Source organism: Sediminicola sp. YIK13, assembly GCF_001430825.1.
Taxonomy (GTDB): domain Bacteria; phylum Bacteroidota; class Bacteroidia; order Flavobacteriales; family Flavobacteriaceae; genus Sediminicola.
In genome coordinates this window covers 2,671,395-2,696,431 of sequence record NZ_CP010535.1, presented here as the reverse complement: position 1 = coordinate 2,696,431, position 25,037 = coordinate 2,671,395, and the positions used below count along the sequence as shown (strand labels likewise).

The following is a 25,037-nucleotide window of genomic DNA, read 5'->3' as shown; positions in this document are numbered from 1 at the left end:
ATGGTACACACAAATTTAGTTTATCAATACTTTAAGAGGGTATTTTTTAATGTTTGCTAAATTTGAGCGATTTTCGTTGCTCCCCATATTAATCTGAAGAAAGCTTATGATGAAATTAAAACAATTAGGACTTGTACTTTGTTGTCTTTTTGTAGTGTCCGCTATGGCACAACAAAAGGAAGGTACGCGCAAAAAACAGCGAAAGAATAAGGTTGTTGTGGAAGTCCCCTTAGATACCCTGGCCATGGATATGGAAGGGGTGGAACAAATGGAACTTATGGAGTCTCCCGGACAATTGGAAGATTCCCCTGCCATTTTGGTAAAAGTTAAGAACACGTATAATTTGTCTGATCGTTCGGACGTTTTAAAGTATGATAAATTGTGGTTGAAGGAACTACATGAAAACCAAAGCTATTTTGATTCCATTCATAAGACAGTGACCAATCTGGAAGTGGACTCCATTTACAATTACGATCTGGATACGGAGACACTAAAGGCCAGATTAAAAATATTAGATCAAAAGACTCCTTTCAATATCGCATATAACCCATCGCTTGAAAATGTTATCAAGACATTTTTGACCAGAAAAAGGGGGTTGATGCAACGTATGCTCAAGGTAAGTCAGTTTTACTTTCCCATGTTCGAACAGGAACTGGATAACTACAATGTCCCGTTAGAATTGAAGTATTTGGCTATTATTGAGTCGGCTTTAAATCCAAGGGCAAGATCCCGGGTGGGAGCTACTGGTTTGTGGCAATTTATGTACAGCACAGGAAAGATGTATGACTTGGATGTGAGCAGTTATGTGGATGAACGTAGTGATCCCATTGCCTCAACTAAAGCGGCAGCAAAATATCTATCTAGACTTCATGGTATTTTTAATGATTGGGACTTGGCCTTGGCTGCCTATAATTCGGGCCCGGGGAATGTCAATAAGGCCATCAGAAGGTCTGGGGGGTACACCAATTATTGGAATATCAGAAGAAACCTTCCTAGGGAGACCGCAGGATATGTCCCAGCATTTTTAGCGGCAATGTATATTTTTGAATATGCGGAGGAGCACGGATTTCAACGCGAAAAAATTGAGAGACCTCTATTTGACACAGATACGGTACATGTAAAAAACTTGATTACGTTTAACCAAATTTCAGAGTTGGTAGACGTTTCAGTGGAAGAATTACAAATTCTTAATCCATCTTACAAATTGGATATTATACCCTATGTTGAAGGCAAGAACTATGTGCTTCGATTGCCAAGAGAGGCTATGGGAAAATTCGTGACCAATGAATCGGCTATCTATGCACATGTAAAATCGGAACTGGAAACGGAGGAAAAGCCATTGCCAGAATTGATAAAGGCACAGGATAAGATTGTTTACAGGGTTAGAAGTGGCGATTATTTAGGCAGGATCGCCGAAAGACATGGGGTTGGAGTAAGCCAAATAAAACAATGGAACGGCCTCAGGGGCAATACTCTTAGAATAGGACAGCGCCTCACGATCTATGCAAAAAACCCAGTTGCTTCAAGTACTTCTAGAACCTCCTCTTCATCATCAAATAGTTCAACAAAAGCAGCAATAGCAAGCGGTACAAAGGTACATACCGTAAAGAGTGGAGATTCTCTTTGGACCATATCCAAAAAATATCCTGGAATTACCATTGAAAATTTACGAGAATGGAACGGTATTAGAGGGAATGATATTAAAATTGGCGCAAAAATAAAATTGTGCAATTGTTAACCCTTAAATATCAAACCAAAATGAAAAAATTAGGCACGGTTCTTCTCATTCTTTTAATTACAGTTACTTCCTGTAAGGACCAAAAGAAAATAGAGTACAAACCAGAATCTATTGGGGCCATAAATTCTGTGGCTGTGGTCATGGACAATGAGCTTTGGAAGGGACCGGTAGGAGACAAGGTCAGAGAATACTTTGCTGCACCTGTTTTGGGACTTTCATGGGAAGAGCCTTTGTTCACCATTAACCACATGGGTGCCAACGTTTTTACCGGGACTATTAGAAATACCAGATCCGTATTGTTCGTTGATAAAGATTCACTTGATTTAGGGCATATCAAAACGGATATGTACGCAAAACCACAAAAAATTGCTGTCATAAAGGGAAGGACAGATGAAGAAATTATTAAAAATTTAGAGGAGAACGCCGCAAAAATAATTGAGGCTTTTAAGTCGGTAGAAATCACAGAAGCCCAAAAGAGATTCCTGAGATCCTTGAATAAGGAAAAAGTCCTTGAGGATAAATTTGGAATAACCCTTTCCATGCCATCTGTCTATAAGGTAGGGAAGCAAGAGGATAATTTTGTTTGGATAGACCGTCAGATTCCAAAAGGAGTCATGAATGTTATTGTATATTCAATGCCAGGCGATAGTTTTCAGAACGACTCAACCTTTATCAAAGATATTGTTGCGATGCGTGATTCTATAGGTCAAAAATATATCCCAGGTCCGGATGTTCCTGATAAGGTGACCTATATGATGACGGAAAAGGCTTTTTCGCCTTATGTGTTTCCAGCTGAAATTGCGGGAAAAAAGGCCGTTGAGGTAAAAGGCATTTGGGAGATCAACGGTTATCCAATGGCAGGGCCATTCTTGACTTATATAATCAATGATGAGGCCAACGACAGAAAACTGGTCATAGAAGGCTTTACGTTTGCCCCATCTACGGAAAAAAGGGATTATATGTTTGAACTGGAAGCTATATTGAAATCAATAAAATTTAAGAAGCCCAAGAAATAGAAATCATTGATTTATAGTCACAAAAAGAGCGACCTAAACAGGTCGCTTTTCTGTTTTATGGAGATACCGTACAGGCAATGGTCAAGAAAGCTATGTAAGGTCTGCGTGGGAGTGTTTTGTGCAGAAGGGCAAAAGACGTTGTTAAGTTGTGTTGGAAGGGTTGTTACATTAAAAAAGGATCGCATTGCGACCCTTTTTTTCTTAATCCAAAAACAGATGCGTGACCATTTTTTGTGGAAAAATAGTATTGTAAAGGCGTTGCTATTTAATCAAATGCAAAGCCTGTGATCAATCTAAAAACAAAGGCATAAACCACTACGGCAAACAACCCAAAGCAAAACCATGAGAGTGCCTTAAAATAGTTAGTGATAATTAAATGTCCTAGGTTTTTAAAAGCTTCTAGGTATATTTCTTTAACAAGTAGTAGTTTGCTCATAATCGTATTTTTTCGGGTTAATACTACTTTAAAGGTAGGTAGGTTGTTCGCTCATTTATAATTTATTGGCTAAATGGGAGAAATACTAGGCGTAGGAATCCTCCTATTTAAATTTATCTATGAACTGTTTTTTTTGTGGGATAAACGGGCTACGAGAATGATGGTAGCCAGATAGTTAGGAACTTAAGACATTGGCTAGTAACAAGATATGTATCCTGCATGATAGGGAATTAGACAGGACCAATGAGAAGAAGATAAATGAAGGTTAATCTTTAAACAGGATGGGTTAGGGATTATTTAGGATAAAAAAAAACCCCTATGGCTGTCTCCAAAGGGGTTTGATGTCATATTGATGGGCTTTAGTCTAATCCCACACAAATCCTGTAGACATTCTAAATACCAATGCATACATGGCAACGAGAATTAAGGAAAAACACACCCAAGAAAATACCTTTAGGTAGTTCTTGATGATGAAATGCCCTAGGTTTCTAAAGCCTTCTAAATAAATTTCTTTGATAAGTAATAGTTTTGTCATACCCCACAATTTTAGATTAAGTTATCACAAAGTACGGGGTATTAAGGGAGTGCATGAAAAATACTAGGTCAAACGGATGCTTCTAAGGGTGAAATCACCTTTATTTTAGACTAGGGGCTGAAGTGTTATTTTATTCGATAAACTACCAAGATAAAGGGATTGAAAAATCGGATAAAAGGGAAAAGGGCCTGTTTAAGAAGTTTTTGAGAGGAACTGATCGGTAAAGGACCAATTGTGAATTCGAAAACTTGAAAGTAGGGGATGCTTGTTAGAAAGCAAAATGCCCCAACAAGAAACTTATGATTAATTGTTGGAACATTAGGTGATAGTATCGTTTTTAATATGTTTTTTTACATATTCACTATAATGATTTCAGAGCGTCTGTTCAATTCGTGCTTAGTTCCAGAACAACGAACTCCATTTTTACATTCGTTGATCAGTTGTTCTTCCCCGTATCCGGTAGCACTTTCTATTCGTGCAGCATTAATACCCTTTGAAATAATATAATCCCTGGTGGACTTGGCTCTTCTATCGGACAGGTACTTATTATAAACATCATTACCTCTAGAATCGGTATGGGATTCAATCTTAATGACCATATCCGGATACTCCTTCATAACATTGACCACTTTGTCCAATTCTAAACTTGCATCGGTCCTGATATTGAACTTATCAAAGTCAAAATAGATAATATCGGTTTTAAGCTTCCTTATACCGTTCTCTATAGCGATTAGGTCTTTTAGTTTTTTAATGGAAATATCCATGTTTACCAACTCATTATCTTTGGTAGTTACAGGTATCTCTTGATCAAAATAAGAGTCTTGGGTAACTTTTAGGGTGTATTTGGTATTGCCCTCCAAATCTTCAAAAATAAAGCTTCCGTCATCTCCTGTGACTACCTCTTTTAACTTAATATTGTTTTCATCCAAGAGCGTAATCAAACTTTGTGGCATAACCTCACCAGTAACCAGTTCTGTGACCACCCCGGCTATTGCATTTTGGTTGGGCGCTACCTCTTCCACAAGCAAGCGCTTAAAGGAATATATATCATCATCTCCCTTACCACCTTTTCTGTTGGAGGCAAAATATCCTTTTTGATTTTCTTCATTCACTATATAGGAAAAGTCGTCCTTATTACTGTTAATGGGCTGCCCCATATTTTTAACTTCCTGGAATCCATCCTCATCATAAGCAACTTCGTAAACATCCAATCCACCTAGGCCTACGTGTCCGTTTGATGCGAAGTATAATTTTTTGTCATTGATAAAAGGAAACATCTCCTTTTGTTCCGTGTTTATACCTGGCCCAAGATTTTTAGGGGCGGAAAACTGTCCACCTTCCAAAACATCCACCACAAAAATGTCTGTCTCACCTATACTACCTGGCATATCGGACACAAAGTATAGTTTTTTCCCATCCGGGCTCAAGGCTGGATGGCCAGTAGAATAATCATCACTGTTAAAGGGTACTTCAGAAGCTTCAGTCCATTCGCCATTAACCTTAACTGATCGGTATATTTTAAGATTGTTAATTCCGTTTTGATCCCTTTTCAACTTTCTCCCATAATTGTTCCTGGTAAAATACATGGTAAGATTGTCGGGCGAAAACGTAACCGATGCTTCATGATACTTGGTATTGATTTTTTTGGAAAATTTAAGGGCGCTTTTTAAATCCTGTGATTCCAAATTAATCTTGGAAACGTAGAGATCCAAATAAGGTTGGTTGTTCCATTTATACCGTCTGGTTTTTAAAAACGAAGAATCTTTTGCAGATGCAAAGACTATCTCATCTCCATTATGGAACATGGGTGAAAATTCAGAATACTTAGTGTTAATGGCCAAGTTCTTAATCCCAAAGTCTTGTCCTTTGCTCAAAATATTATCTAAGACAGCTTCTTTCTTTTCTGCATTTAGGCCCAATTTGGAATTACCTGACTTGCCTTTTTTCATTTCCTGGTCATAAAGTCGCATCAAACGCTTTGATCTACCGTACTTGCCGGTACCTTTTAATGTATGTGCATATTTGAAAAGTTGGTCTGGAGATAAATCCTTCTCATAGCGCTCAAATAAGATATTGTACCAATAATAGGCTTTGGGCATATCTGTATTGTAATAATAGGCATCCCCTGCTTTTTGAAGGATATCAAAGGAATAATTTTTACTGTCCTTTTTTAAGGCTTCCTCATATAGTTCCGCAGCTTCGGCATACCACATTTTGTTGAAATACTCATCTGCTTTTTGGATAAGTCTACTGCCATTTGGGCTATCTTTTTCTTTGGAATAGGAAATTGCTCGTCTTAATGGTCGCCTATTTCTTGTCTTATCATCGCTTTCCTCTTTAACTGCATTGAGCATATCATAGGTAACTTCGTCTATGGAAAGTTCCTGATCACTATTGGTCTCTTGTGGGGGAATGCTAGTCTTAGAATCATCTGTATCTGATGGTAATGGAGAAACTGATTTGTCCTTCGGATCAATTTTATTGGCTTTCCCTCCATTGTCCACGTTCATTAACCAGAAAGGTTCGGTATAGGAGCCATTCAATTGGGAATTGCAAGAATTAATTGCTTTGTCCAAAGAATCGTATTGTGCCAAGTACACATAATTTAGGCCATTGCTGGGATTATTGATAAATCCGGCTTTAAAACCTTTGCTTTTTAGTTTTTGCACTAATTTTCTAGCATTGCTCAAATCGGAAAACACACCAGAAACGATATAATACCCTTCATCTGCACCTTTTAGGTTATAGAAAGTTCTACTCTTGATATTATTTTTAGTGGCCGTTCTTTTAAATGCTTCCCCAGAAACTCTCTTGCTAGGTATCGTTGAATAGATGTTTCGTCTTTTGGTATTGTGCGTAACTGAGGCATAATCGCCATTACTAGCCATATAATGCTTCTCTATACCCTGGGCGCTGCATAACATAGCGAGAAGGAATATATAGGTGGTAAGAAGGTTTTTCATCGGTGCAGCTATTAATTGGGAACTTGTCTTAAAATCGTTAACTGATAACGTAAAAAGGGACTCATTTATTGAGTTGTTATACCGATCTGATTTTCAGCAAGTTTAAATCCTTATTGTCTTTAAACTACGAATTTAGCGGATGAAGTGCCATTCAATTACTTTTTGTTGTGAAAGTGATGCATTTTGTCGTAAACAAGGGATTTATGGCTAAGTGTTGGATTTTGAAAATGCAGAATTCCAAAAAAAATAGAAAGATTAAGATGATGCTAGGGGTAAAATATCAGAATGAATTTGGAAGATAACTGTTAATTAAAATGTAGAGAAGACTAGGTATTAAAACAAAAAAACACCCACTAGGGGTGTTTTAACTCTTAATGTATAAGATTATTTTTTTTCTTCAATTTTGTCGCTAGGAGTATCATCTTCTTTCGAAGCGTCTTTAAATTCTTTAATTCCGCTCCCAAGTCCACGCATTAATTCTGGAATTTTCTTTCCGCCGAACAATAAGAGAATGACCAAAACCACGATAACTATTTGCCAAGGGCCAACTGCTAAAAAAATGTTTGATGATATCATTTTAGATGATTTAAATAGACCACAAAGGTACTAAAAAAGTAATAAGTAATCAGTTATTATTACAAAGGAAATAGTAATTTAACTTTGTAAACCAAATCCCACTTATCAGCGTATACATTTTAACTGTCAATCTGTTGCAAGGGGTAGAATTATCAAAACTCCTCTGAATTATTCGACAGTAACATTATATTTGTAAACTATGGCCAAGAAAGGAGAAAAAAGGAAAGAAATCAAAAAGAAGCTTTTGCATAAGTATCGCTTGGTGATACTTAACGAAAATACTTTTGAAGAGAAGATTTCCTTTAAATTAAGCCGGTTGAATGTTTTTGTTACGGGTTCTCTTTTGATTTTTGCCCTGATTGCCTTTACAACCGTACTTATCGCCTTTACACCCTTGAGGGAATATATCCCAGGATATTCTTCAACAAAACTTAAAAGGCAAGCCACTGAACTGACCTATAAAACGGATTCTCTGGTGACCGTTTTAAATTATACCAATAAGTATCTTGATAATATCAGAATGGTACTGAATGGTGATATCGCCAATAATCAGGTCAATAGGGATTCATTGTTCGAGCAGTTCAAACTGGATCCGTCTTCTATAGACCTTACGCCAATCAGGGAAGATTCCTTACTGCGGGAACAGGTGGCCATGGAGGACAAGTACAGTTTGTTTGAAAGGGATATCAAAGATGTCAACTTGGTTCTATTTCCTCCAGTAGGGGGAACCATTACACAAGAATATAACCCTCAAAAGAAACACTACGCCGTGGATGTTGTTGCAGTAACCAATACTCCGGTAAAGGCAGTGGCAGACGGAATGGTGATTTTTTCGGAGTGGACGGCTGAAACAGGTTATGTGATTATTCTGGAACATAAGGACGGATTACTGTCGGTTTACAAACACAATGGTTCTCTAAATAAGCACCAAGGGGAAATGGTTAGGGCCGGAGAGGTCATTGCTTCTGTTGGGAATACAGGAGAACTGACCACTGGGCCGCATCTACATTTTGAACTTTGGAACAATGGTGGTCCGGTAAACCCGTTGGATTACATCGATTTTAAATAAAAAACCTATGTCAATAAAGTCGTTTGCAGCACGGATTTTTGCGAGGCGAATTGCAAAGAAAAATGCCAAATGGATCAATGATCCCCTTAAGGCACAGGAAAAGGTGTTTTTAAAGTTGATTAAAGAAGGATCGCGGACGAAGTTTGGTCAAGACCATAATTTTGACAGCATTAAAACATATTCGGATTTTTCCAAAAATGTCCCCATTCGGGATTATGAGGAGTTAAAACCTTACGTGGAAGAAGTTATAAAGGGTAAGGAGAATATCCTTTGGCCGGGAAAACCGGCCTATTTTGCCAAAACCTCGGGCACAACGTCTGGCGCCAAATATATTCCTATTACCGATGAATCCATCAAATACCAAATAGAGGCCTCTAGAAATGCTATCCTGAATTATATTGATGAAACTGGGAATGCTGATTTTGTGACCGGTAAAATGATATTCCTTCAGGGTAGTCCAGAACTGCAAGAGAAAAACGGAATTAAATTGGGACGGTTATCTGGAATATCGGCCCACTATGTTCCCAATTACCTTCAAAAAAATCGCTTACCATCCTGGGAAACAAACTGTATTGAAGATTGGGAAACCAAGGTCAATGAGATTGTAAAGGAAACCGAAAATGAGGATATGACGGTTATTGCTGGGATCCCTTCCTGGGTGCAGATGTACTTTGAAAAACTGAATCAAAAGTCAGGGAAAAAGGTGGGAGAATTGTTTAAGAACTTCCAGCTCTTTATCTATGGGGGTGTAAATTTTGAGCCTTACCGCGCGAAATTTGAAAGTTTGATGGGTAAAAGGGTAGACAGTATAGAACTGTTTCCGGCAAGTGAAGGTTTCTTCGCCTATCAAAATTCCCAAAAGGAAAAGGGCATGCTCCTTCTGTTGGATTCCGGTATTTTTTATGAGTTTGTCAAATCAGATGAATTTTTTGAAGAGGACCCTAAACGTCTAACGTTGAAAGAAGTTGAACTCGGGGTCAATTACGTCATGATCATTTCCACGAATGCTGGTTTATGGGCGTATAATCTAGGGGATACCGTTCAGTTTATTTCTTTAAAACCCTATAAAATAATAGTATCAGGGAGGATCAAGCATTTTATATCCGCCTTTGGGGAACATGTGATTGGAAAGGAAGTGGAAGAGGCCATGCGAAAAGCAATCTCTGCAACCGACGCCAGGATCAATGAATTTACAGTGGCTCCCCAGATTGCTCCGGAAGGCGATCAATTGCCTTATCACGAATGGTTGATCGAGTTTGAAAAAGAACCTACAGATTATCAAACGTTTATTGAAGTGCTTGATACCGAATTACAAAAGCAAAATAGTTATTATCTTGACTTGAAAGTAGGTAAGGTACTTCAAACGTTAAAGATAACTCCAATCAGACAAGGGGGTTTTAACGACTACATGAAATCTCTTGGAAAGCTGGGAGGTCAGAATAAGGTTCAGCGTCTGTCCAACGATAGGAAGGTTGCTGATGCTCTAAAAAGGTATGCAACAGAGTAATATAGACCTATTTATAGTTAGGTTTTAGAAAATAAGCGCACGTATGGGTTATCCTAAATAATAAGTGTAATTTTGCAGGCAGAATTATGAATAAATTGAAACATACAACGCGGGCTCAAGAATCTACCAATGCCATTGAGCGGTTATATATTACAATGCGCCACCTTTTCAATAGGGGGTTTTATAAGCCAATGGGCATTTCAGGGGAAACCTTGAGAAATGCCTTATTGCAATTACGACCAGAGATTTATGGGTCCATTGCGGAGGAAAAAACTGAATTAAACGGTTTAATCTATGTTTTGGAGCGCTTGCCTGAAGGAATAGAACAATGTAGGTTTATCAACCTTACCTCGGACGAAGGTTATGGGAAATCGCACTTCAAACCAATTATTCCCCCAAAAAGAAGGAGAAACTGCTACCGTATAGACGATGAGCAGATGAACATTGAGATTACCAGGGGCCGTTCCGATATATATGACATTCTTACCCACCTTACTTTCTTATTCATAGAATCCCAGAAAATAGCCAAAAGGGTCTTGATAGAAGATACGGATAGGACCATTAGGGACTGGGTGAAATTGGAGGAGGCCATCGCAAAGAACAAACTGACCCAGACCGAAAGGGAGGTGGCGTTGATCCATACTGCCAATATCTTGGGAAGATCCTTTACAGAGGCCATTGAAATTCACAAAAAATTCGCAACCAAATCAGAACCGGAGCGATTTCTTAAGATTGTTTACTGGCTGGGGAAGTTGGCCATTGAAGAAGAGACCACTGGCAATAAGAGGGCCATTACTTTTACTCCACTATTAAGGGAGCGTTTGGGTCACCACATTCATGGAGAACGATGGGCAAATGATATAAAGGAAACATTAAAAGCACATGGTCTCTTGGAAAGACCCATTCATATCATTAGTGCCAATATGCATAGTGTCATGAATTCATTGTTCGCCAAAAAGGCGTTGTCCAAGGAATATGGCAAAACAGCTTCATTAGAGATTTATGAGGCCCTTAGTTCACCTGAAAACGGAGCCTTGAGAAATAAGGTAATATCCGTGGCAAAGAAGAACGGGATGATTTCTTTGGACGATACCTCGGGCACCAATATAGATGTGCAAATATTTGATACCGCCAAATTGGGCAAGGATGCCTGTTGTTTTGAATTAAATGAAAATATTCCCGATGATAAAAAGCCCGTCATTTTTGTGATGGACTATGCATTCGGGGAACAGGCCTATGAAACTATTGATGAGTTTTTAAAGCCATATAAGAAGAAAAAACACCAAGAGGTGTTTTTAGATGTGGCTTCTATTTCCATAATGGGAAAAGCGGGTATACTGGAAGGTGGCAAAGGGGATTTGATGATCCCAACCTCCCATATTTTTGAGGGAACGGCGGATAATTATCCATTTAAGAATGAGTTCACCGCTAAAGATTTTGAAGGGAACGGGCTCAAGGTATTGGAAGGCGCCATGATAACGGTTCTGGGAACCTCCTTACAGAATAAAGACATTTTAAAATTCTTCCATGAATCCACCTGGAACGTGATAGGTTTGGAAATGGAAGGAGTACATTACCAAAAGGCGATTCAAGCAGCTTCCAAGGTACGCAAGAGCATCAGGGAAGATGTAAAAGTGCGATATGCCTATTATGCCTCTGACAACCCCTTGGAAACAGGGAGTACTTTGGCTTCAGGTGGTTTAGGCACCACAGGGGTTAAACCCACCTATTTGATCACTGATAAAATACTAACACAAATATTTAATTCATAATTTATGTCTAACCAGCAACCTTTAAACAACAATTCATCTTCCGAGGAAGTAGATTTAGGACAATTGTTCCAAATGATTGGAGACGGTTTCAAGAAACTTTTCAATTTTATAGGGAGTATTTTCAAGGGTATTTTTAATATCATTATACACTTTTTACTATTCATTCAAAAGCACTTTGTAAAGTTAGCGATTGCAGGGGTTGTAGGATTGGCAATAGGGGTGTATGTGGATATTGTGAAAGAGCCCAAATACCTATCAACCATGGTGGTAGAGCCTAATTTTAACAGTGTACAACAGTTGTACAACAACGTACATTTTTATAATGAATTGGCGGAAGCAGAGGATTCCACGGCCCTGGCAGAAGCGTTGGACATTACCAGAAAAGAAGCTGCCTTTATTAAAGAATTCACTGTCGAGTCCTATTCGGATGAAAACCAAAAAGTGCAGTTGTTTGATAAGTTTGTACGAAGCTTGGATACGACCACCCAGAAGGCCATTGACATGGAAAAGTATCTTAACAATTTCAATTCTTTTGATGCGCGCTTTCATACCGTTTCGGTAACAGCAACAAACAACACCATAGCAAAGAAGATACAGCCATCTATCATCAATTCCATTTCAAGAAACGAATATTTTAATTTACAAAAGTCGATTAGTGATATTAATATAGAGCTTCAGGACAGTTTGTATAGTAAGCAGATCGCTGAAATTGATTCCTTGCAGATGTTGTATAAGCGGGTAATGATAAAGGAAGCTGACAAGCTTATGCAGGGTACAAACATCAGCCTGGGAGAAAATGGCGGAAAGGAAAATAAGGAACTTGCTTTGATCAATAAGGTGGAAGAGTTAAAAACAAGTTTGGTGCTTTTGAATGAAGAACGTGCCAATAAATCCAGTATCATTAACGTTATTTCAGCTTTCCCTAGAAGGGGAGTAAAAGTAAAAGGGGTTTGGAATAGTTATAAGTTTTGGATCCCTGTTGGTCTTATTGGACTAATATTGGTAGTACTTAGTATTCTTGAACTTAATACCTATTTGAAAAATTATAAAAAGGAATAGGCTATGAATATATTGGTCACGGGGGGAGCGGGTTTTATTGGTAGCAATTTTATTAACTATCTCTTGAAGACCGACCTACATTCTAACGTAATCAATTTGGATGCCTTAACCTATGCTGGAAACTTGCATAACACGGCTCAATTTAAAAATAACATTCGGTATACATTAGTTAAAGGTGATATTTGTGATACAGAGCTGGTAGACCAAATATTTATGGAACATAGTATTAATGCAGTAGTGCATTTTGCGGCTGAATCACATGTCGATAATTCCATTTCGGGTCCTTTAGCCTTTATTAAAACAAACATAGAAGGGACATTTGTACTTTTGGAAGCCGCACGAAAGCATTGGACAAATGGACCATTTATTTTAAAAGAAGGATTTGAAAAGGCAAGATTTCATCATATATCAACAGATGAGGTATATGGTAGTCTTGGACCAAAGGGATATTTCAAAGAAAGTACGCCTTATGCTCCAAACAGTCCTTACAGTGCATCAAAGGCGTCATCTGATTTTTTAGTTCGAAGTTATCACCACACCTATGGCTTAAATGTGGTCACTACCAACTGTTCTAATAATTATGGTCCCCATCAACATGATGAAAAGTTGATTCCCACCATAATAAGAAATGCTATTAAAGGAAGAGCAATCCCTATTTATGGAGATGGGAAAAATATAAGGGATTGGTTATTTGTAACTGACCATTGTAAAGGAATATGGGAGGTTTTTAAAAAAGGTAATTCAGGAGAAACGTATCTTTTTGGAGGAGGAGTAGAAAGGACAAATTTACAGATAGCGAATAGTTTGTGCAGTATTTTAGATGCTATAGCCCCTAAAAAGGAAGGAAGTTATGTGGACCAAATTATCCTCGTTAAGGATAGGCCAGGCCACGATTATCGTTACGCAATTGATTATTCTAAGGTTGAGAAGGAAATAGGTTGGCGACCACAAGAGAATTTTGAAACAGGTTTGGAAAGGACAGTTGATTGGTATATAAAAAAATATAACTAATATGAAAGGCATTATTTTGGCAGGTGGTTCAGGTTCAAGACTTTATCCCATTACCATCGCGATGAGCAAGCAACTGATGCCAATTTATGATAAGCCGATGATTTATTATCCGCTGGCCACATTAATGTCGGCTGGAATTAAGGAAATACTTATTATAACAACACCTGAGGACACTGTCTTATTCAAGAAGCTATTAGGTGATGGTAGCCAATTAGGATGTAAATTTACTTATGCTAAACAGGAAAATCCGAATGGTTTAGCAGAAGCCTTTATCATTGGAGAAAAATTCATAGGAAAGGACAACGTGGCATTGATATTAGGTGATAACATATTCTATGGCACTGGGTTATCTACTTTATTGCAGGAGAATAATGACCCTGAAGGTGGTATTATATACGGCTACCACGTCCAAGACCCAGAAAGGTATGGAGTGGTAGAGTTTGATGATGATGGTAATGCTATTAGCATAGAAGAAAAGCCTAAAAATCCTAAATCGAAGTATGCTGTACCAGGGATTTATTTTTATGATAATGACGTGGTGAGAATTGCAAAGGAGATAAAACCAAGCAAAAGGGGAGAGTTGGAGATAACTGATATTAATAGAGCCTATTTGGCAGAGGGAAGACTAAAAGTGAGCATTTTGGATAGGGGTACAGCATGGTTGGACACTGGAACATTTCAGTCTTTAATGCAAGCCTCCCAATTTGTGGAAGTAATAGAGGAGCGGCAGGGGCTTAAGATAGGTGCTATAGAGGAGGTTGCGTACATCATGGGATATATTTCCAAAGCTCAACTCCATAAGTTGGCAGAGCCCCTTTTAAAAAGCGGGTATGGGACCTATCTAATGAATTTAACGTAATCGTATTCAGATATAAGAAGTTGCCATGAAAGTTATTGAAAGCCCATTAAAAGGTTGTTATATTTTGGAGCCGATCACATATGAGGATGAAAGGGGGCTTTTTTATGAATCGTACCATAAAGATAGGTTTGATAAGAGTATTGGGGAAAATGTGGATTTTGTTCAAGACAATGTTTCTATTTCTAAAAAAGGAGTTCTACGAGGCTTACATTATCAAAAAGGAGATAGCGCCCAAGCAAAATTGGTACATGTAGTGAAGGGTGAGGTATTGGATGTGATAGTGGATTTAAGAAAAGGTAGTCCATCCTTCGGGAAACATTTTAAAATGAGGCTCTCTGATGAGAATAGAACTTCTATTTTTATACCAAAAGGGATGGCCCATGGTTTTTTGGCATTAACAGATGATGTCATCTTTTCATATAAATGTGATGCGTTATACAATCCCAAATCAGAGGCAGGTATCTTATATAGTGATCCAGCCCTGGATATCAATTGGGAAATGGCAGAGGAAGAATTAATACTTTCTAAAAAGGACCTAAAGCTACCTTTGTTAAAAGAGCTGGAATTATGAAGCGGGTCTTAGTCACTGGAGCTTCAGGGCAATTGGGAATGAGCCTTAAGGATATACACAAGGACTTCCAAGAGCTGGAATTTGTCTTTAAAGACAGAAGTGAGCTGGACATTATCAGTAGGGATCAAGTCAAGGATATTTTTAGTTCCGGAAATTTTGACTTTTGTATCAATTGTGCCGCTTATACGGATGTGGAACAAGCAGAAAAAACTCCAGCAATCGCGTATAAAATTAATGCTGAGGGAGTCAAAAATATGGCTTTGGCTTGTAAAGAATACAATGTAGTATTTATCCATATTTCAACCGATTATGTTTTCGATGGGGAAAAGGGCCTTCCATACACAGTTGATGACCTTCCAAACCCCATTAATGAATATGGGAAGTCCAAAAGGGAAGGAGAAAGACACATTCAAGAAATACTAAAACAATATTATATAGTTCGAACCTCTTGGTTGTACCATAAGGAACATGGCAAGAATTTCTATAAAACTATTCTGAAAAAGGCTGAAAAAGGGGAAACTATATATGTTACCGATGAACAAGTTGGTTGCCCTACTAATGCGGCTAACTTAGCACAATTTATTTTAGGCTTAATTAGCCTTGAAGATTCTAATTATGGAATTATCCATTATACTGACGGTGAGGCTATGACATGGTATGATTTTTCAAAGAAGATAATCGCAGAAAACAATTTTAGTAGTGTGGCCACAGTTGTCAGAGATAATAATTATCGTAGTTTTGCTGCTAGGCCAAAAAATTCAGTTTTGTCCTTACAATAAATTTAAAAATTAGGCTAATGATTTTATCACACAGGGGTTGGTGGGAAATTGAATCTGAAAAAAATACCATAGCATCCTTCGTAAGATCTTTTTCATCTGGATTTGGAACGGAAACAGATATAAGAGATTTTAAAGGTAAACTTGTAATATCTCATGATATTGCCAATGATCATAGTATGTTGGTTGAAGATTTTTTTCAATTATATAATCAGTATGATAATAACCTGCCATTAGCTCTGAACATTAAGGCAGATGGATTGCAGCAGCAACTTGAGGAGTTAATTATTAAATTTGGTATAAGTAATTATTTTGTTTTTGACATGTCAATTCCTGACACCGTAGGTTACATGAAAAGAGGATTGAATTTTTTCACAAGAGAAAGTGAATATGAAGTCAAGCCGTCTTTTTACGATCAAGCCAATGGTGTTTGGTTGGATGAGTTTAAGAAAAACTGGATAAGTGCTAGAATAATTCAAAATCATCTTAAAAATAACAAGCAAGTTTGTATTGTTTCTCCTGAATTACATAAAAGAAGTTGGGATAAGGAATGGAGTCTTTATAGAAAGAATTTCAATATTAATAATAGTTTAAATATTCATATCTGCACAGATATGCCTTTAAAAGCAAAAAAATATTTTCATGAATAAAATTAAAGCCGTTATTTTTGATATGGATGGCGTTTTGATAGACGCAAAGGAGTGGCATTATGAAGCTTTGAATAAAGCATTAGCTCTTTTTGGATTGGAAATTAGCAGATACGATCATTTGGTGACCTATGATGGATTGCCCACTAAAAAAAAACTAGAAATGCTCTCTGTAGAAAATGGATTACCAAAGAAACTTCATGATTTTATAAATAATATGAAGCAATCATATACAATGGAAATCGTACATGCTCAATGCAAACCAGTTTTTTACCATGAGTATGCTTTGGCAAAACTTAAATCTGAAAACTATAAAATGGCTGTTTGTTCCAATTCTGTTAGGAATACTGTAAAAGTTATGATGGAAAGAGCTTCTTTGAATCAATATCTAGAATTTTTTATATCCAACCAAGATGTGCTTAATGGAAAACCAGACCCTGAAATGTATATCAAGGCTATTTCTAGATTAAAATTAAAGCCTGAGGAATGTTTGATTGTTGAAGATAATGAAAATGGAATTAAGGCGGCAAAAGCAAGTGGAGCACATGTTATGCAAGTGGAAACTGTAGAAGATGTCTATTTTATGAATATTAAAAAGCACATAATACAAATTGAGAATGAGCAAAATTGATATATTAATACCATTGGCGGGAAAAAGTCTGTTTTTTGATGATAAGAGTTATCCATTTCCTAAACCTTTGATTGATGTGGATTCCACACCTATGATTCAATTGGTTATAGAAAGACTTTTGAAACTTACTCATATAAACAAGTTTATCTTCATTGTTAACAATGAAGACTGTAAAAAGTACCATATAGACAATGTATTAAGACTTTTAACAGAAGATAATTGTGAAATAGTGAAATTGGACAATGAAACGAAAGGGGCAGCATGTAGTGCTTTAATGGCGATTGATTATCTTGATAAAGACAGGCAGCTAATTATTTGTAATGGTGATCAGGTAATCGAGGAAAATTATAATGATATTATTGATTTTTTTCAAAACAACATATTTGACTGTGGTGTAGCTACATTTGAATCAGTCCATCCACGATGGTCTTATGTTCGCTTGGATGAAAATGACAATATCATAGAAACCGCAGAAAAGAGACCAATTAGCAAATCTGCGATTGCAGGATTTTATTATTTTAAAGATGGATATCTTTTTATAGAATCAGCTATGAGAATGATAGAAAAGGATGCTAATGTTAATGGATTATACTATATAGCTCCTTGTCTTAACGAACTTGTTTTACAAAACAAAAAATTAGGCGCATATAAAATAGATAACGATCGATATTTTTCTTTTTACTCCCCACAAAAAATAAAAACCTATGAATCTAGATAATCTGAAGAACTTAACCGAGGAATACATACAGGCATTTGATAATAAAGACATTAATTCATTAAAAGCTTTGTTAACCGAAGGGTTTATCCTAGAGGACCCTGTAGTCCAAAAAGTGGTAGGAAGGGATAATGCACTAATAAAAATATTGGAAATTTTTAATGGATCGGAAAATTTATCTTTTAAAGCCAAGAACATTTTTCAAGAAAGAAACACAACTATAATCGAATTTGTACTCACTTTAGATGACGTAATATTAAAAGGTGTTGATATTTTGGACTGGGAGCAATATAAAATTAAACAATTACGAGCATATCTAGATATACCGAAGTAGCTTAATATGACAAAGAGAAATTTAAATTCAATGGTAAAAGGATGGTTTGTTGGGAATTTTGAGCCCACCGTTTACCAAACTTCTGAAGTGGAAGTAGGTGTCAAAGAATATAAACAAGGTGATTATGAAGAAACACATTATCACAAAATAGCAACTGAAATTACCACAATTATTTCTGGTAAGGTTTTAATGAATAATATTGAATATAACAAAGGGGATATTATTGTTATTCAGCCCAATGAGTCAACTGATTTCAAAGTATTGGAAGATACTGTTACCACTGTTGTTAAAATACCAGGAGTTAATAATGATAAATATTTAGGAAAATATGAGCATTAATATTGTAATTCCCATGGCAGGTGCGGGTAGCAGATTTTCAAAGCAGGGCTACCTGAAGCCAAAGCCGTTTATAGATGTTATGGGCAAGCCCATGATTGTCCGTGTAATGGAAAATTTAGCCTTTAAGAATGCTAAATTTATTTTGATCTTAAGGAAGGAACATTTAGAAATGGAATCTACTTTGATTAATGATATTAAAGAAAAATTTAATGTTGTTTTTATCCCAATTGAGAAATTAACAGAAGGAGCAGCCTGCACAATACTTTATGCAAGAAAACACATTAATAATGATCAACCATTGTTACTAGCCAACTCAGATCAAATAGTTCAATTTAGTTTAGAAAATTATATTACTGAATGCGACAAGAAAGAGGCAAACGGCTCTATTTTAACTTTTATTGATAAAGAGAGGGATCCAAAATGGTCTTTTGCACAGCTTGATACAGAAGGATATGTTACTAAGGTAAAAGAAAAAGAAGCCATTTCGGAATATGCAACTGTAGGCTTATATTATTTCAAAAAAGGACGGGATTATGTGAATTATGCAATTGATATGATTATTGAAAATGATAGATCCAACAATGAATTTTATACCTGTCCTGTTTATAATTATGCCATTAAAGATGGAAAAAAAATTGTTGTACATAATATAGACCATGAGTATATGCATGGCATCGGTACACCAGAGGATTTAAACAAGTTCTTACATAGTAACCCTTTAAATTATTAGGTGGTGAGAATTGCACTATGTTATCATGGAATAGCTAAAGGTGAAAACTTCAAAGATGGTGGTTTAGAGGTTGGTTATCGTCAAGAGTTCGATTTGATAAAAAGAAATCTCATAGAACATAATCCCAATTGCAAATTTGATATTTTTCTACATAGCTGGTCCTACGAATTCCAAGAAGAAATAGTATCGTATATGAAACCAAAAGGATACTCGTTTGAAGTTTCAAAGGACATAAAAAACGTATCATTTTATACGCTCATTAAGGAAAGTGTCAAAAAACTTATAGGGAAAACTTTTGAATACAAAAGAATGAATAATATCTATTCTAGATGGTATAGTTTTCAAAAAGCCTGTAACCTTGTAAAACAATCAGGGATAAACTATGATTTAATAATTATCACAAGATTCGATATGGCACTACTTAGTCCATTTGACGTATTTCAACTAGATTCATCAAGTTTTTATTCAGGGGATTGGTTAGGTCTTCGTTTTAAAAACAGAACTTTAGAAGGATTTGAATATAAGGAATTCAATAATAAGGAAGGGGTTAGTCAAATTAAAATAGGGTATCCATACGACAAAGAAGGGCTTCAGGACTTCTTTTTCATTGGCTCAAGTGAATATATGTTAAATAGTTTTGGTAATATTTTTGATGAACTACCTTCTTTATTGAAAAAATATGGACACAGTAATCACTATATTGCCTTGGGTAAATTGAAAGAGGATGATATAGTTAATAAGCATCAAAGAATTTTAACATACGGTAAAGATTACTTTCTTACAAGATGGCTATAAAAGTGGATTTTATAACTAAAGAGATTTTTGTAAAGATTATCACAACCTTTATGGTTTTATTTAGAGCAGCCTATCTGCTTTATTTTTTTGAAACTAAGGAAATATTGGATGATTTCTTCTTTGCCAAATCCATAATTGGAGTTGTAGCAATAGTGAGTATTTTATTTGAAATTGTATATTCATCCGAAATTAACAAGTTCAAGGATAATTTATCTTTCGTTAAGCGCTTTAACATACTATTAACTAAATTAGCCATTATTCTTTCATCAGCCGTAATTACTATAGGTTACTTTTCCTTTGGCTTTGGATCTATCTTTATTCACTTGTGCATTTTGTCTTTATGGGCAATAATGAATATTAATTCGAATTATTTTTTACTAATATTTAGATATAATTCTAAAAATACCAGGGTACTATTATATTATTTGCTTATATCAATCTTCGATATTTTATTACTTATTTCCTTTATCGAGTGGATTCCTAATTTATCATTGAACTCTTTTATAGCTATTTCCCTATCCATTTTAATTTCTGAAACTATTGTTTTTTTCGCAATATTCTCTAAATTTTTTTTGAAGACATTTAGAATAGGCAGGGTACACTATTTCAATGAAAAATTATCATTTCAAATGTTCTTTAAGGTGTTTATTATTTTATTGATCATTGCATTAATAGATATAACGGATAAATATTTTTTGTCACTATTAGGTGATGGTAGCATTACATATTACGTGTATGGACTGAAAGCTCCCCTTATTATAAGACAATCTTTAGATATCAAATCCAACTTTTTTGTGCAAATCAATAAATTAAATAGCGTAAAAAAAATAAACAAGATATTCCTTTCAACAATAAAAAAGCTTACACCTTTTTTTATTTTGGCAACTATATTATTGGTAATAACAGTACAACTATTTGAGAAAAATATAGTTAAACTTTTCAATATCGAGGACTATAATTTGTTAAAGCAAATCATCTATATAGGAATTATTATCGTCCCATTTTATATGATTTGGGATCTTTTTTATAGGTTCTACTATAGAAAAAATATGGTAAATAAACTCTTGATTATTGCTCTTTTTGGATTTATAGCAAATATTATATTTAATTATTTATTTTCTTTCGTGTTTCCTTTTGGTATAATTGGTATTTTAATTTCTACATTATTAGTGTTTCTATTCTACAATATAATAAGCTATAGGAATTTCTTTTAAGAAATATGATTTTTAATTCTCAACAAAAAAAAATGAAAAAGCGGATAATGCATATTACAGTAAGAGCAGACTACGGTGGTGCTCCAAATTATATGGATTTAATGATAAACAATATTTCCAATAATTTTGAAGTTCATATAGCTTGTCCAGAAGATAAGCCATATTACCAAAAATGGAAGGACAATATAAGAGTAAATGGTATTTTGTTACTACCACATCGTAAATTCTCCCCAAGAGCACTATTAAATCTAGTTAGATATCTAAAAAAAAATAAAATTGAATTAGTTCAGGCAAATGGAAAGGGGGCAGGACTGTATGGTAGACTCGTTAAATTATTTTGTCCACAAATAACTATAGTGTTTGCTTATAGAGGATTTCATATTTTCAAGTATAATTTTATTCAAAAACGGATGTATTTTTTGTATGAAAGATTAATGTTAACACTTACGGATAAGGTTATAAACGTTTCTATAGGCGAGCAAAATAATTGTTTGTCAAATGGTGTTTTGACAAAGGAAAAATCTATTCATATCTATAATGGGATAAGTTCAATGTCCAAAAATGAAGATTCAAAATTAAAGGAACTTTATGGAAATCAATTTATAATTGTTACGTTATCACGATTTGATGTGTCCAAAAACATGGATTCAATGTACAAGATTGCATATATTTTGAAGGATATTTCAGATTTTAAATTTATTTGGATTGGAGATGGTGAGGATAAAGAGCGATTGAATCAAAAGGCAACAGAAGAGGGTTTGACTAATATTGATTTTGTGGGCTTTAAAAGTCATATTGATATTCAAAGATATTTTTCAATTAGCAAATTATATCTTTCTACATCTAGGTGGGAAGGCTTACCTTTTGCATTGATTGAAGCGTGCTCTGTTGGTTTACCAATTGTAGCAACCGATGTTGTCGGAAACAATGAGGTGTGTATAGATGGTTTAAATGGATTTGTTTTCCCTTCAAACGATGAAGAATTAGCAGCCAAGGCTATCAAGGAAATTTACATTAATGAAGATTTAAGAGAAATTTTCGGAAGGAAATCCTTAGAATTATTTGAAGATCGTTTTACTGTTGAAAAAATGATTACCAATCATGAATTTTTATACGAATCCCTTTTGTAATGTATAAATGGCTATTATCACTTTTAATAAGTATACCTTTTTTCTTCAAAATTGAATTATTCGAAGGTTTCAGGATTTTACCTCAAGAGCCATTTATCTTGTTGTTAGTGATATTTATATCTGTTGATAATATAAAAAAGAAAACTCCGTTATATTCCCTCCCTTATATTTGCCTTAACTTATCATTATTTGTAATTGTTTTAAGTAGCTTAATTTCTTTATTTTTTGTTTTTGACATTATAGGGCTAATTAAAACGTTTAAATATTTATTATATGCATATAGTATATTTTTATTACTAACGTCTGATTTAATTAAAGAAATTGTTTTTTTTAAAATCTTGGTAATAGGTAAATGGGTTATATGTATTTCTTTAATCTTGTATGCCTATTGGTTTTCTATATTGGGAATGTCTTGGCAGGAATTTGTTTCATTTACGACTTGGCATGCAGAATATATGCCCACGGGATTGGGGAATATAGTTTTTGACATATCCACGGGTAATTTTTATCGATCTGGCGGAAATCACGGTATTTATGGTACTTATCTAGTATTGTTATTCATCCTTTCGGTATATCAATTAAAAAAATCTTTTTATAAAAAGGGAAAGTTTTTGATTGTATTAATTTTGGTTAATATTTCTTTTTTAACCTCAAGAGAAACAATATTACTATTATTTGTGACTATTGCTTTTACGGCAATGTACAGTTTAACTAAATTGAAAGTAAATAGAAAGGCCTTCTATTTATTTGTTGGATTACTCGGAGTAATTTCAGTCGTTTTGATTGTATGGCAGCCAGAATTTGTTTTGCTAAACAAAATTGAACATATGTTAAATTCACTTTCTGAAAGAGGGAAGGTTGACAACAATGTTTCATATCGCTTCAATACATGGACCCTTTACTTTGGATATGCTTTCACACATATCTCCTCACTTATTTTTGGTATAGGATACAACAGAACAAGGTTTGAAAATATATTATCTACCCAAGAGACAATTATGGGATCAGAATTAAGTCATGTGAGTGTACCGGAAAGTTTTTATATAACAACACTGGCCTATGGTGGAATATTATCTTTTATTTTAGGGCTACTATTTTTTTGCTTTACTATCTATTTTCTTTCTAAAAAAAATTTTTTGGGACCATTATTTTTGTTTTATGTAATAGGATTGATGATTACAAATGGAACTGGCTCGTCAATATTAGCTGAACTCATGATATCACAATTAGGGCTAGTTTATGTTCTAACGCAGAAATTTACTAACCTTGAAGTTAACTAATTTATTCCCTGTCCTTTTAGGTATAACACTTAATGTTTCATTACTGGACATTAAATTAGGGGGATATGCCCTTGGCTTACTGTTTATATATTCCGTTATTGTCATCATTCAAAAAAGAAAAGTAGACTTTAATCATTTTTATGATTGTTTTCCTTTTGTGTTATACGTTATTATTTACCTATTTTTCTTTATTCTTTCAGAAGACTATAGCCAATCCATCAAACAACTTGAAAAGCAAATCATGGTGTTGGTATTACCTATACTTATATTCATTTTTGTATATAATGTAAAGCAATTTAAGACTCTAATTAATGTTTATTTGATTGGTTTGATTCTAATTAGTATCGTTTCCTGTTTGATGCTAGAACACTTTTACTATAGCAATATGAAATTCATTTCCACGATGGATTCTAATTATCTCCAATGGAAATATCCACATTTAATGGAAATTCATCCCTCATATTGGAGTTATTATTTAGTTGTGGGCAATATTCTTCTTCTTTCCAACCTAAGTAATCTTAAATATAAAATTAATATCATATTCCAAATAGTTTTTAATCTTAATTTATTTTACTTGGCAGGGAGGTCTTCTCTTGTAATTAATATTTTAATTTATTTATTTTTTATTTCGTATTTCTGTTTTAAAAGTTTAAAACTTTCCAAAATTAAAATTTTAATAATTTCTTTGATTCTAACAATGGTAATGGCTTTAACTTTTTATCAATCACCTTACTTGAAGTCTAAGCTTTATAACTTGAAAAATAATTCTGACGAGCGATTTTTTTTATGGAAAAGTGCTTATGAAATAATTGAGGATAATTATTTTGTGTTTGGAGAAGGAATTACGAATGGCGAAAAGAGTTTGAAAATATATCTCGATACCAATTATGAGAAAGACCCACGGTTAAAATATAATAAATTTGATATTCATAATCAATATCTTAAGGAATACCTGGATTTTGGCCTTATTGGGCTAATATCAATTTTACTAATTATTCTCTATCCTTTAAGATTAATTAAAAAGTTGAATTATGTTAATTTAGCCTTAATATGCTTTAGTTTGTTGGTGTTCTTGAGCCAGTTTGTTGAATCCGTTTTCTCTAGATTTCAGGGGAAAATATTAATCACGACAATATTTTCAATATTAATTTTAGCAGTAAGGGCTAATAACCTCAAAAATAAAGATAAATAACTCACGAATTATATGTTAATTTATTAATGAGTGAAATGGTAATAATATTGGTTAAACCCTAGTTAATTCTGAAAGAATTTTTTAGGGTCAATACGAACAAAAAAATTGTCAATTAAATACTTTGCTGCAATTTAAAGAACTA

At 34.8% G+C, this 25,037-nt stretch carries 25 protein-coding genes; 21 read left to right on the top strand and 4 right to left on the bottom strand.

The genetic code is table 11. The features are described from left to right. Positions 1 to 106 precede the first annotated feature (106 nt). Both SB49_RS12040 and SB49_RS12035 read left to right on the top strand, forming a co-directional pair. Complete coding sequence (locus SB49_RS12040; RefSeq protein WP_062056925.1) at positions 107 to 1,738, top strand: lytic transglycosylase domain-containing protein; 1,632 nt, start codon at positions 107 to 109, stop codon at positions 1,736 to 1,738. A gap of 20 nt (positions 1,739 to 1,758) precedes the next feature. Next, the gene (locus SB49_RS12035; protein WP_062059154.1) at positions 1,759 to 2,754 is read left to right on the top strand and encodes a DUF4837 family protein; all 996 of its coding nucleotides are present in this window, start codon (positions 1,759 to 1,761) and stop codon (positions 2,752 to 2,754) included. A 265-nt stretch (positions 2,755 to 3,019) separates the two neighbouring features. Here the strand turns inward: SB49_RS12035 and SB49_RS16135 are convergent, their stop codons facing one another. From SB49_RS16135 to SB49_RS12025, 4 genes are all read right to left on the bottom strand, one after another. Next, positions 3,020 to 3,190: a DUF6747 family protein gene (locus tag SB49_RS16135; protein ID WP_200960635.1), complete on the bottom strand. Its 171-nt coding sequence runs from the start codon at positions 3,188 to 3,190 to the stop codon at positions 3,020 to 3,022. Between the two features lie 364 nt (positions 3,191 to 3,554). After that, on the bottom strand, positions 3,555 to 3,725 hold the full coding sequence (locus SB49_RS16130) for a DUF6747 family protein (protein ID WP_200960634.1): 171 nt from the start codon (positions 3,723 to 3,725) through the stop codon (positions 3,555 to 3,557). A 350-nt stretch (positions 3,726 to 4,075) separates the two neighbouring features. Next, positions 4,076 to 6,688 carry an OmpA family protein gene (locus SB49_RS12030; RefSeq protein ID WP_082591110.1) on the bottom strand — a complete coding sequence of 871 codons (2,613 nt, stop codon included), beginning with the start codon at positions 6,686 to 6,688 and terminating at the stop codon, positions 4,076 to 4,078. A 384-nt stretch (positions 6,689 to 7,072) separates the two neighbouring features. Continuing rightward, complete coding sequence (locus SB49_RS12025; protein ID WP_062056923.1) at positions 7,073 to 7,264, bottom strand: twin-arginine translocase TatA/TatE family subunit; 192 nt, start codon at positions 7,262 to 7,264, stop codon at positions 7,073 to 7,075. A 199-nt stretch (positions 7,265 to 7,463) separates the two neighbouring features. On the opposite strand from SB49_RS12025, the gene SB49_RS12020 reads away from it, so the two are divergent. The 19 genes from SB49_RS12020 (at position 7,464) to SB49_RS11930 (ending at position 24,895) form a co-directional block, all read left to right on the top strand. Further along, complete coding sequence (locus SB49_RS12020) at positions 7,464 to 8,333, top strand: M23 family metallopeptidase (protein ID WP_062056921.1); 870 nt, start codon at positions 7,464 to 7,466, stop codon at positions 8,331 to 8,333. A gap of 7 nt (positions 8,334 to 8,340) precedes the next feature. Then, positions 8,341 to 9,840, top strand: coding sequence for a GH3 auxin-responsive promoter family protein (locus SB49_RS12015; RefSeq protein WP_062056920.1), 1,500 nt, complete (start codon positions 8,341 to 8,343; stop codon positions 9,838 to 9,840). Positions 9,841 to 9,926: 86 nt separating this feature from the next. After that, the gene (locus tag SB49_RS12010; protein ID WP_062056918.1) at positions 9,927 to 11,612 is read left to right on the top strand and encodes a DUF6909 family protein; all 1,686 of its coding nucleotides are present in this window, start codon (positions 9,927 to 9,929) and stop codon (positions 11,610 to 11,612) included. Between the two features lie 3 nt (positions 11,613 to 11,615). Continuing rightward, positions 11,616 to 12,671 carry a hypothetical protein gene (locus SB49_RS12005; RefSeq protein ID WP_062056916.1) on the top strand — a complete coding sequence of 352 codons (1,056 nt, stop codon included), beginning with the start codon at positions 11,616 to 11,618 and terminating at the stop codon, positions 12,669 to 12,671. Positions 12,672 to 12,674: 3 nt separating this feature from the next. Beyond that, positions 12,675 to 13,682 carry a dTDP-glucose 4,6-dehydratase gene (gene rfbB / locus SB49_RS12000; protein ID WP_062056913.1) on the top strand — a complete coding sequence of 336 codons (1,008 nt, stop codon included), beginning with the start codon at positions 12,675 to 12,677 and terminating at the stop codon, positions 13,680 to 13,682. Position 13,683: 1 nt separating this feature from the next. Further along, entirely contained in the window at positions 13,684 to 14,541 is an 858-nt protein-coding gene (gene rfbA / locus SB49_RS11995) for a glucose-1-phosphate thymidylyltransferase RfbA (RefSeq protein WP_062056911.1), read from the top strand. Between the two features lie 25 nt (positions 14,542 to 14,566). Next, positions 14,567 to 15,112: a dTDP-4-dehydrorhamnose 3,5-epimerase gene (gene rfbC, locus SB49_RS11990; protein WP_062056909.1), complete on the top strand. Its 546-nt coding sequence runs from the start codon at positions 14,567 to 14,569 to the stop codon at positions 15,110 to 15,112. Continuing rightward, entirely contained in the window at positions 15,109 to 15,891 is a 783-nt protein-coding gene (rfbD, locus tag SB49_RS11985; protein WP_062056907.1) for a dTDP-4-dehydrorhamnose reductase, read from the top strand. The genes rfbC and rfbD overlap by 4 nt, the downstream gene beginning before the upstream one ends. Positions 15,892 to 15,908: 17 nt before the next feature. Further along, complete coding sequence (locus SB49_RS11980; protein ID WP_062056904.1) at positions 15,909 to 16,538, top strand: hypothetical protein; 630 nt, start codon at positions 15,909 to 15,911, stop codon at positions 16,536 to 16,538. Continuing rightward, the gene (locus SB49_RS11975) at positions 16,531 to 17,166 is read left to right on the top strand and encodes an HAD family hydrolase (RefSeq protein ID WP_062056903.1); all 636 of its coding nucleotides are present in this window, start codon (positions 16,531 to 16,533) and stop codon (positions 17,164 to 17,166) included. Before SB49_RS11980 ends, SB49_RS11975 begins: the two co-directional genes overlap by 8 nt. Then, positions 17,153 to 17,884 carry a glycosyltransferase family 2 protein gene (locus SB49_RS11970; RefSeq protein WP_082591109.1) on the top strand — a complete coding sequence of 244 codons (732 nt, stop codon included), beginning with the start codon at positions 17,153 to 17,155 and terminating at the stop codon, positions 17,882 to 17,884. Before SB49_RS11975 ends, SB49_RS11970 begins: the two co-directional genes overlap by 14 nt. Then, complete coding sequence (locus SB49_RS11965; protein WP_062056901.1) at positions 17,871 to 18,215, top strand: nuclear transport factor 2 family protein; 345 nt, start codon at positions 17,871 to 17,873, stop codon at positions 18,213 to 18,215. The genes SB49_RS11970 and SB49_RS11965 overlap by 14 nt, the downstream gene beginning before the upstream one ends. A gap of 6 nt (positions 18,216 to 18,221) precedes the next feature. After that, complete coding sequence (locus SB49_RS11960) at positions 18,222 to 18,554, top strand: hypothetical protein (protein ID WP_062056899.1); 333 nt, start codon at positions 18,222 to 18,224, stop codon at positions 18,552 to 18,554. Beyond that, complete coding sequence (locus SB49_RS11955; protein ID WP_200960633.1) at positions 18,544 to 19,284, top strand: glycosyltransferase family 2 protein; 741 nt, start codon at positions 18,544 to 18,546, stop codon at positions 19,282 to 19,284. The genes SB49_RS11960 and SB49_RS11955 overlap by 11 nt, the downstream gene beginning before the upstream one ends. A 3-nt stretch (positions 19,285 to 19,287) precedes the next feature. Beyond that, entirely contained in the window at positions 19,288 to 20,079 is a 792-nt protein-coding gene (locus SB49_RS11950; RefSeq protein ID WP_145758390.1) for a hypothetical protein, read from the top strand. After that, positions 20,070 to 21,293, top strand: coding sequence for a hypothetical protein (locus SB49_RS11945; protein ID WP_062056895.1), 1,224 nt, complete (start codon positions 20,070 to 20,072; stop codon positions 21,291 to 21,293). Before SB49_RS11950 ends, SB49_RS11945 begins: the two co-directional genes overlap by 10 nt. A 47-nt stretch (positions 21,294 to 21,340) precedes the next feature. Next, the gene (locus SB49_RS11940; protein ID WP_162254209.1) at positions 21,341 to 22,423 is read left to right on the top strand and encodes a glycosyltransferase; all 1,083 of its coding nucleotides are present in this window, start codon (positions 21,341 to 21,343) and stop codon (positions 22,421 to 22,423) included. Further along, entirely contained in the window at positions 22,423 to 23,703 is a 1,281-nt protein-coding gene (locus SB49_RS11935) for a hypothetical protein (RefSeq protein WP_062056891.1), read from the top strand. The genes SB49_RS11940 and SB49_RS11935 overlap by 1 nt, the downstream gene beginning before the upstream one ends. Continuing rightward, a complete protein-coding gene (locus SB49_RS11930) occupies positions 23,690 to 24,895 on the top strand; it encodes an O-antigen ligase family protein (protein WP_062056889.1) in 1,206 nt (401 codons plus the stop codon). Before SB49_RS11935 ends, SB49_RS11930 begins: the two co-directional genes overlap by 14 nt. The last annotated feature ends 142 nt before the right edge of the window (positions 24,896 to 25,037 follow it).

Excerpts from the sequence above, each read along its gene's own strand:
- SB49_RS12040 (WP_062056925.1), top strand. The coding sequence starts at position 107 with ATGATGAAATTAAAACAATTAGGACTTGTACTTTGTTGTCTTTTTGTA.
- SB49_RS12035 (WP_062059154.1), top strand. The coding sequence starts at position 1,759 with ATGAAAAAATTAGGCACGGTTCTTCTCATTCTTTTAATTACAGTTACT.
- SB49_RS16135 (WP_200960635.1), bottom strand. The coding sequence starts at position 3,190 with ATGAGCAAACTACTACTTGTTAAAGAAATATACCTAGAAGCTTTTAAA.
- SB49_RS16130 (WP_200960634.1), bottom strand. The coding sequence starts at position 3,725 with ATGACAAAACTATTACTTATCAAAGAAATTTATTTAGAAGGCTTTAGA.
- SB49_RS12030 (WP_082591110.1), bottom strand. The coding sequence starts at position 6,688 with ATGAAAAACCTTCTTACCACCTATATATTCCTTCTCGCTATGTTATGC.
- SB49_RS12025 (WP_062056923.1), bottom strand. The coding sequence starts at position 7,264 with ATGATATCATCAAACATTTTTTTAGCAGTTGGCCCTTGGCAAATAGTT.
- SB49_RS12020 (WP_062056921.1), top strand. The coding sequence starts at position 7,464 with ATGGCCAAGAAAGGAGAAAAAAGGAAAGAAATCAAAAAGAAGCTTTTG.
- SB49_RS12015 (WP_062056920.1), top strand. The coding sequence starts at position 8,341 with ATGTCAATAAAGTCGTTTGCAGCACGGATTTTTGCGAGGCGAATTGCA.
- SB49_RS12010 (WP_062056918.1), top strand. The coding sequence starts at position 9,927 with ATGAATAAATTGAAACATACAACGCGGGCTCAAGAATCTACCAATGCC.
- SB49_RS12005 (WP_062056916.1), top strand. The coding sequence starts at position 11,616 with ATGTCTAACCAGCAACCTTTAAACAACAATTCATCTTCCGAGGAAGTA.
- rfbB (WP_062056913.1), top strand. The coding sequence starts at position 12,675 with ATGAATATATTGGTCACGGGGGGAGCGGGTTTTATTGGTAGCAATTTT.
- rfbA (WP_062056911.1), top strand. The coding sequence starts at position 13,684 with ATGAAAGGCATTATTTTGGCAGGTGGTTCAGGTTCAAGACTTTATCCC.
- rfbC (WP_062056909.1), top strand. The coding sequence starts at position 14,567 with ATGAAAGTTATTGAAAGCCCATTAAAAGGTTGTTATATTTTGGAGCCG.
- rfbD (WP_062056907.1), top strand. The coding sequence starts at position 15,109 with ATGAAGCGGGTCTTAGTCACTGGAGCTTCAGGGCAATTGGGAATGAGC.
- SB49_RS11980 (WP_062056904.1), top strand. The coding sequence starts at position 15,909 with ATGATTTTATCACACAGGGGTTGGTGGGAAATTGAATCTGAAAAAAAT.
- SB49_RS11975 (WP_062056903.1), top strand. The coding sequence starts at position 16,531 with ATGAATAAAATTAAAGCCGTTATTTTTGATATGGATGGCGTTTTGATA.
- SB49_RS11970 (WP_082591109.1), top strand. The coding sequence starts at position 17,153 with ATGAGCAAAATTGATATATTAATACCATTGGCGGGAAAAAGTCTGTTT.
- SB49_RS11965 (WP_062056901.1), top strand. The coding sequence starts at position 17,871 with ATGAATCTAGATAATCTGAAGAACTTAACCGAGGAATACATACAGGCA.
- SB49_RS11960 (WP_062056899.1), top strand. The coding sequence starts at position 18,222 with ATGACAAAGAGAAATTTAAATTCAATGGTAAAAGGATGGTTTGTTGGG.
- SB49_RS11955 (WP_200960633.1), top strand. The coding sequence starts at position 18,544 with ATGAGCATTAATATTGTAATTCCCATGGCAGGTGCGGGTAGCAGATTT.
- SB49_RS11945 (WP_062056895.1), top strand. The coding sequence starts at position 20,070 with ATGGCTATAAAAGTGGATTTTATAACTAAAGAGATTTTTGTAAAGATT.
- SB49_RS11940 (WP_162254209.1), top strand. The coding sequence starts at position 21,341 with ATGCATATTACAGTAAGAGCAGACTACGGTGGTGCTCCAAATTATATG.
- SB49_RS11935 (WP_062056891.1), top strand. The coding sequence starts at position 22,423 with ATGTATAAATGGCTATTATCACTTTTAATAAGTATACCTTTTTTCTTC.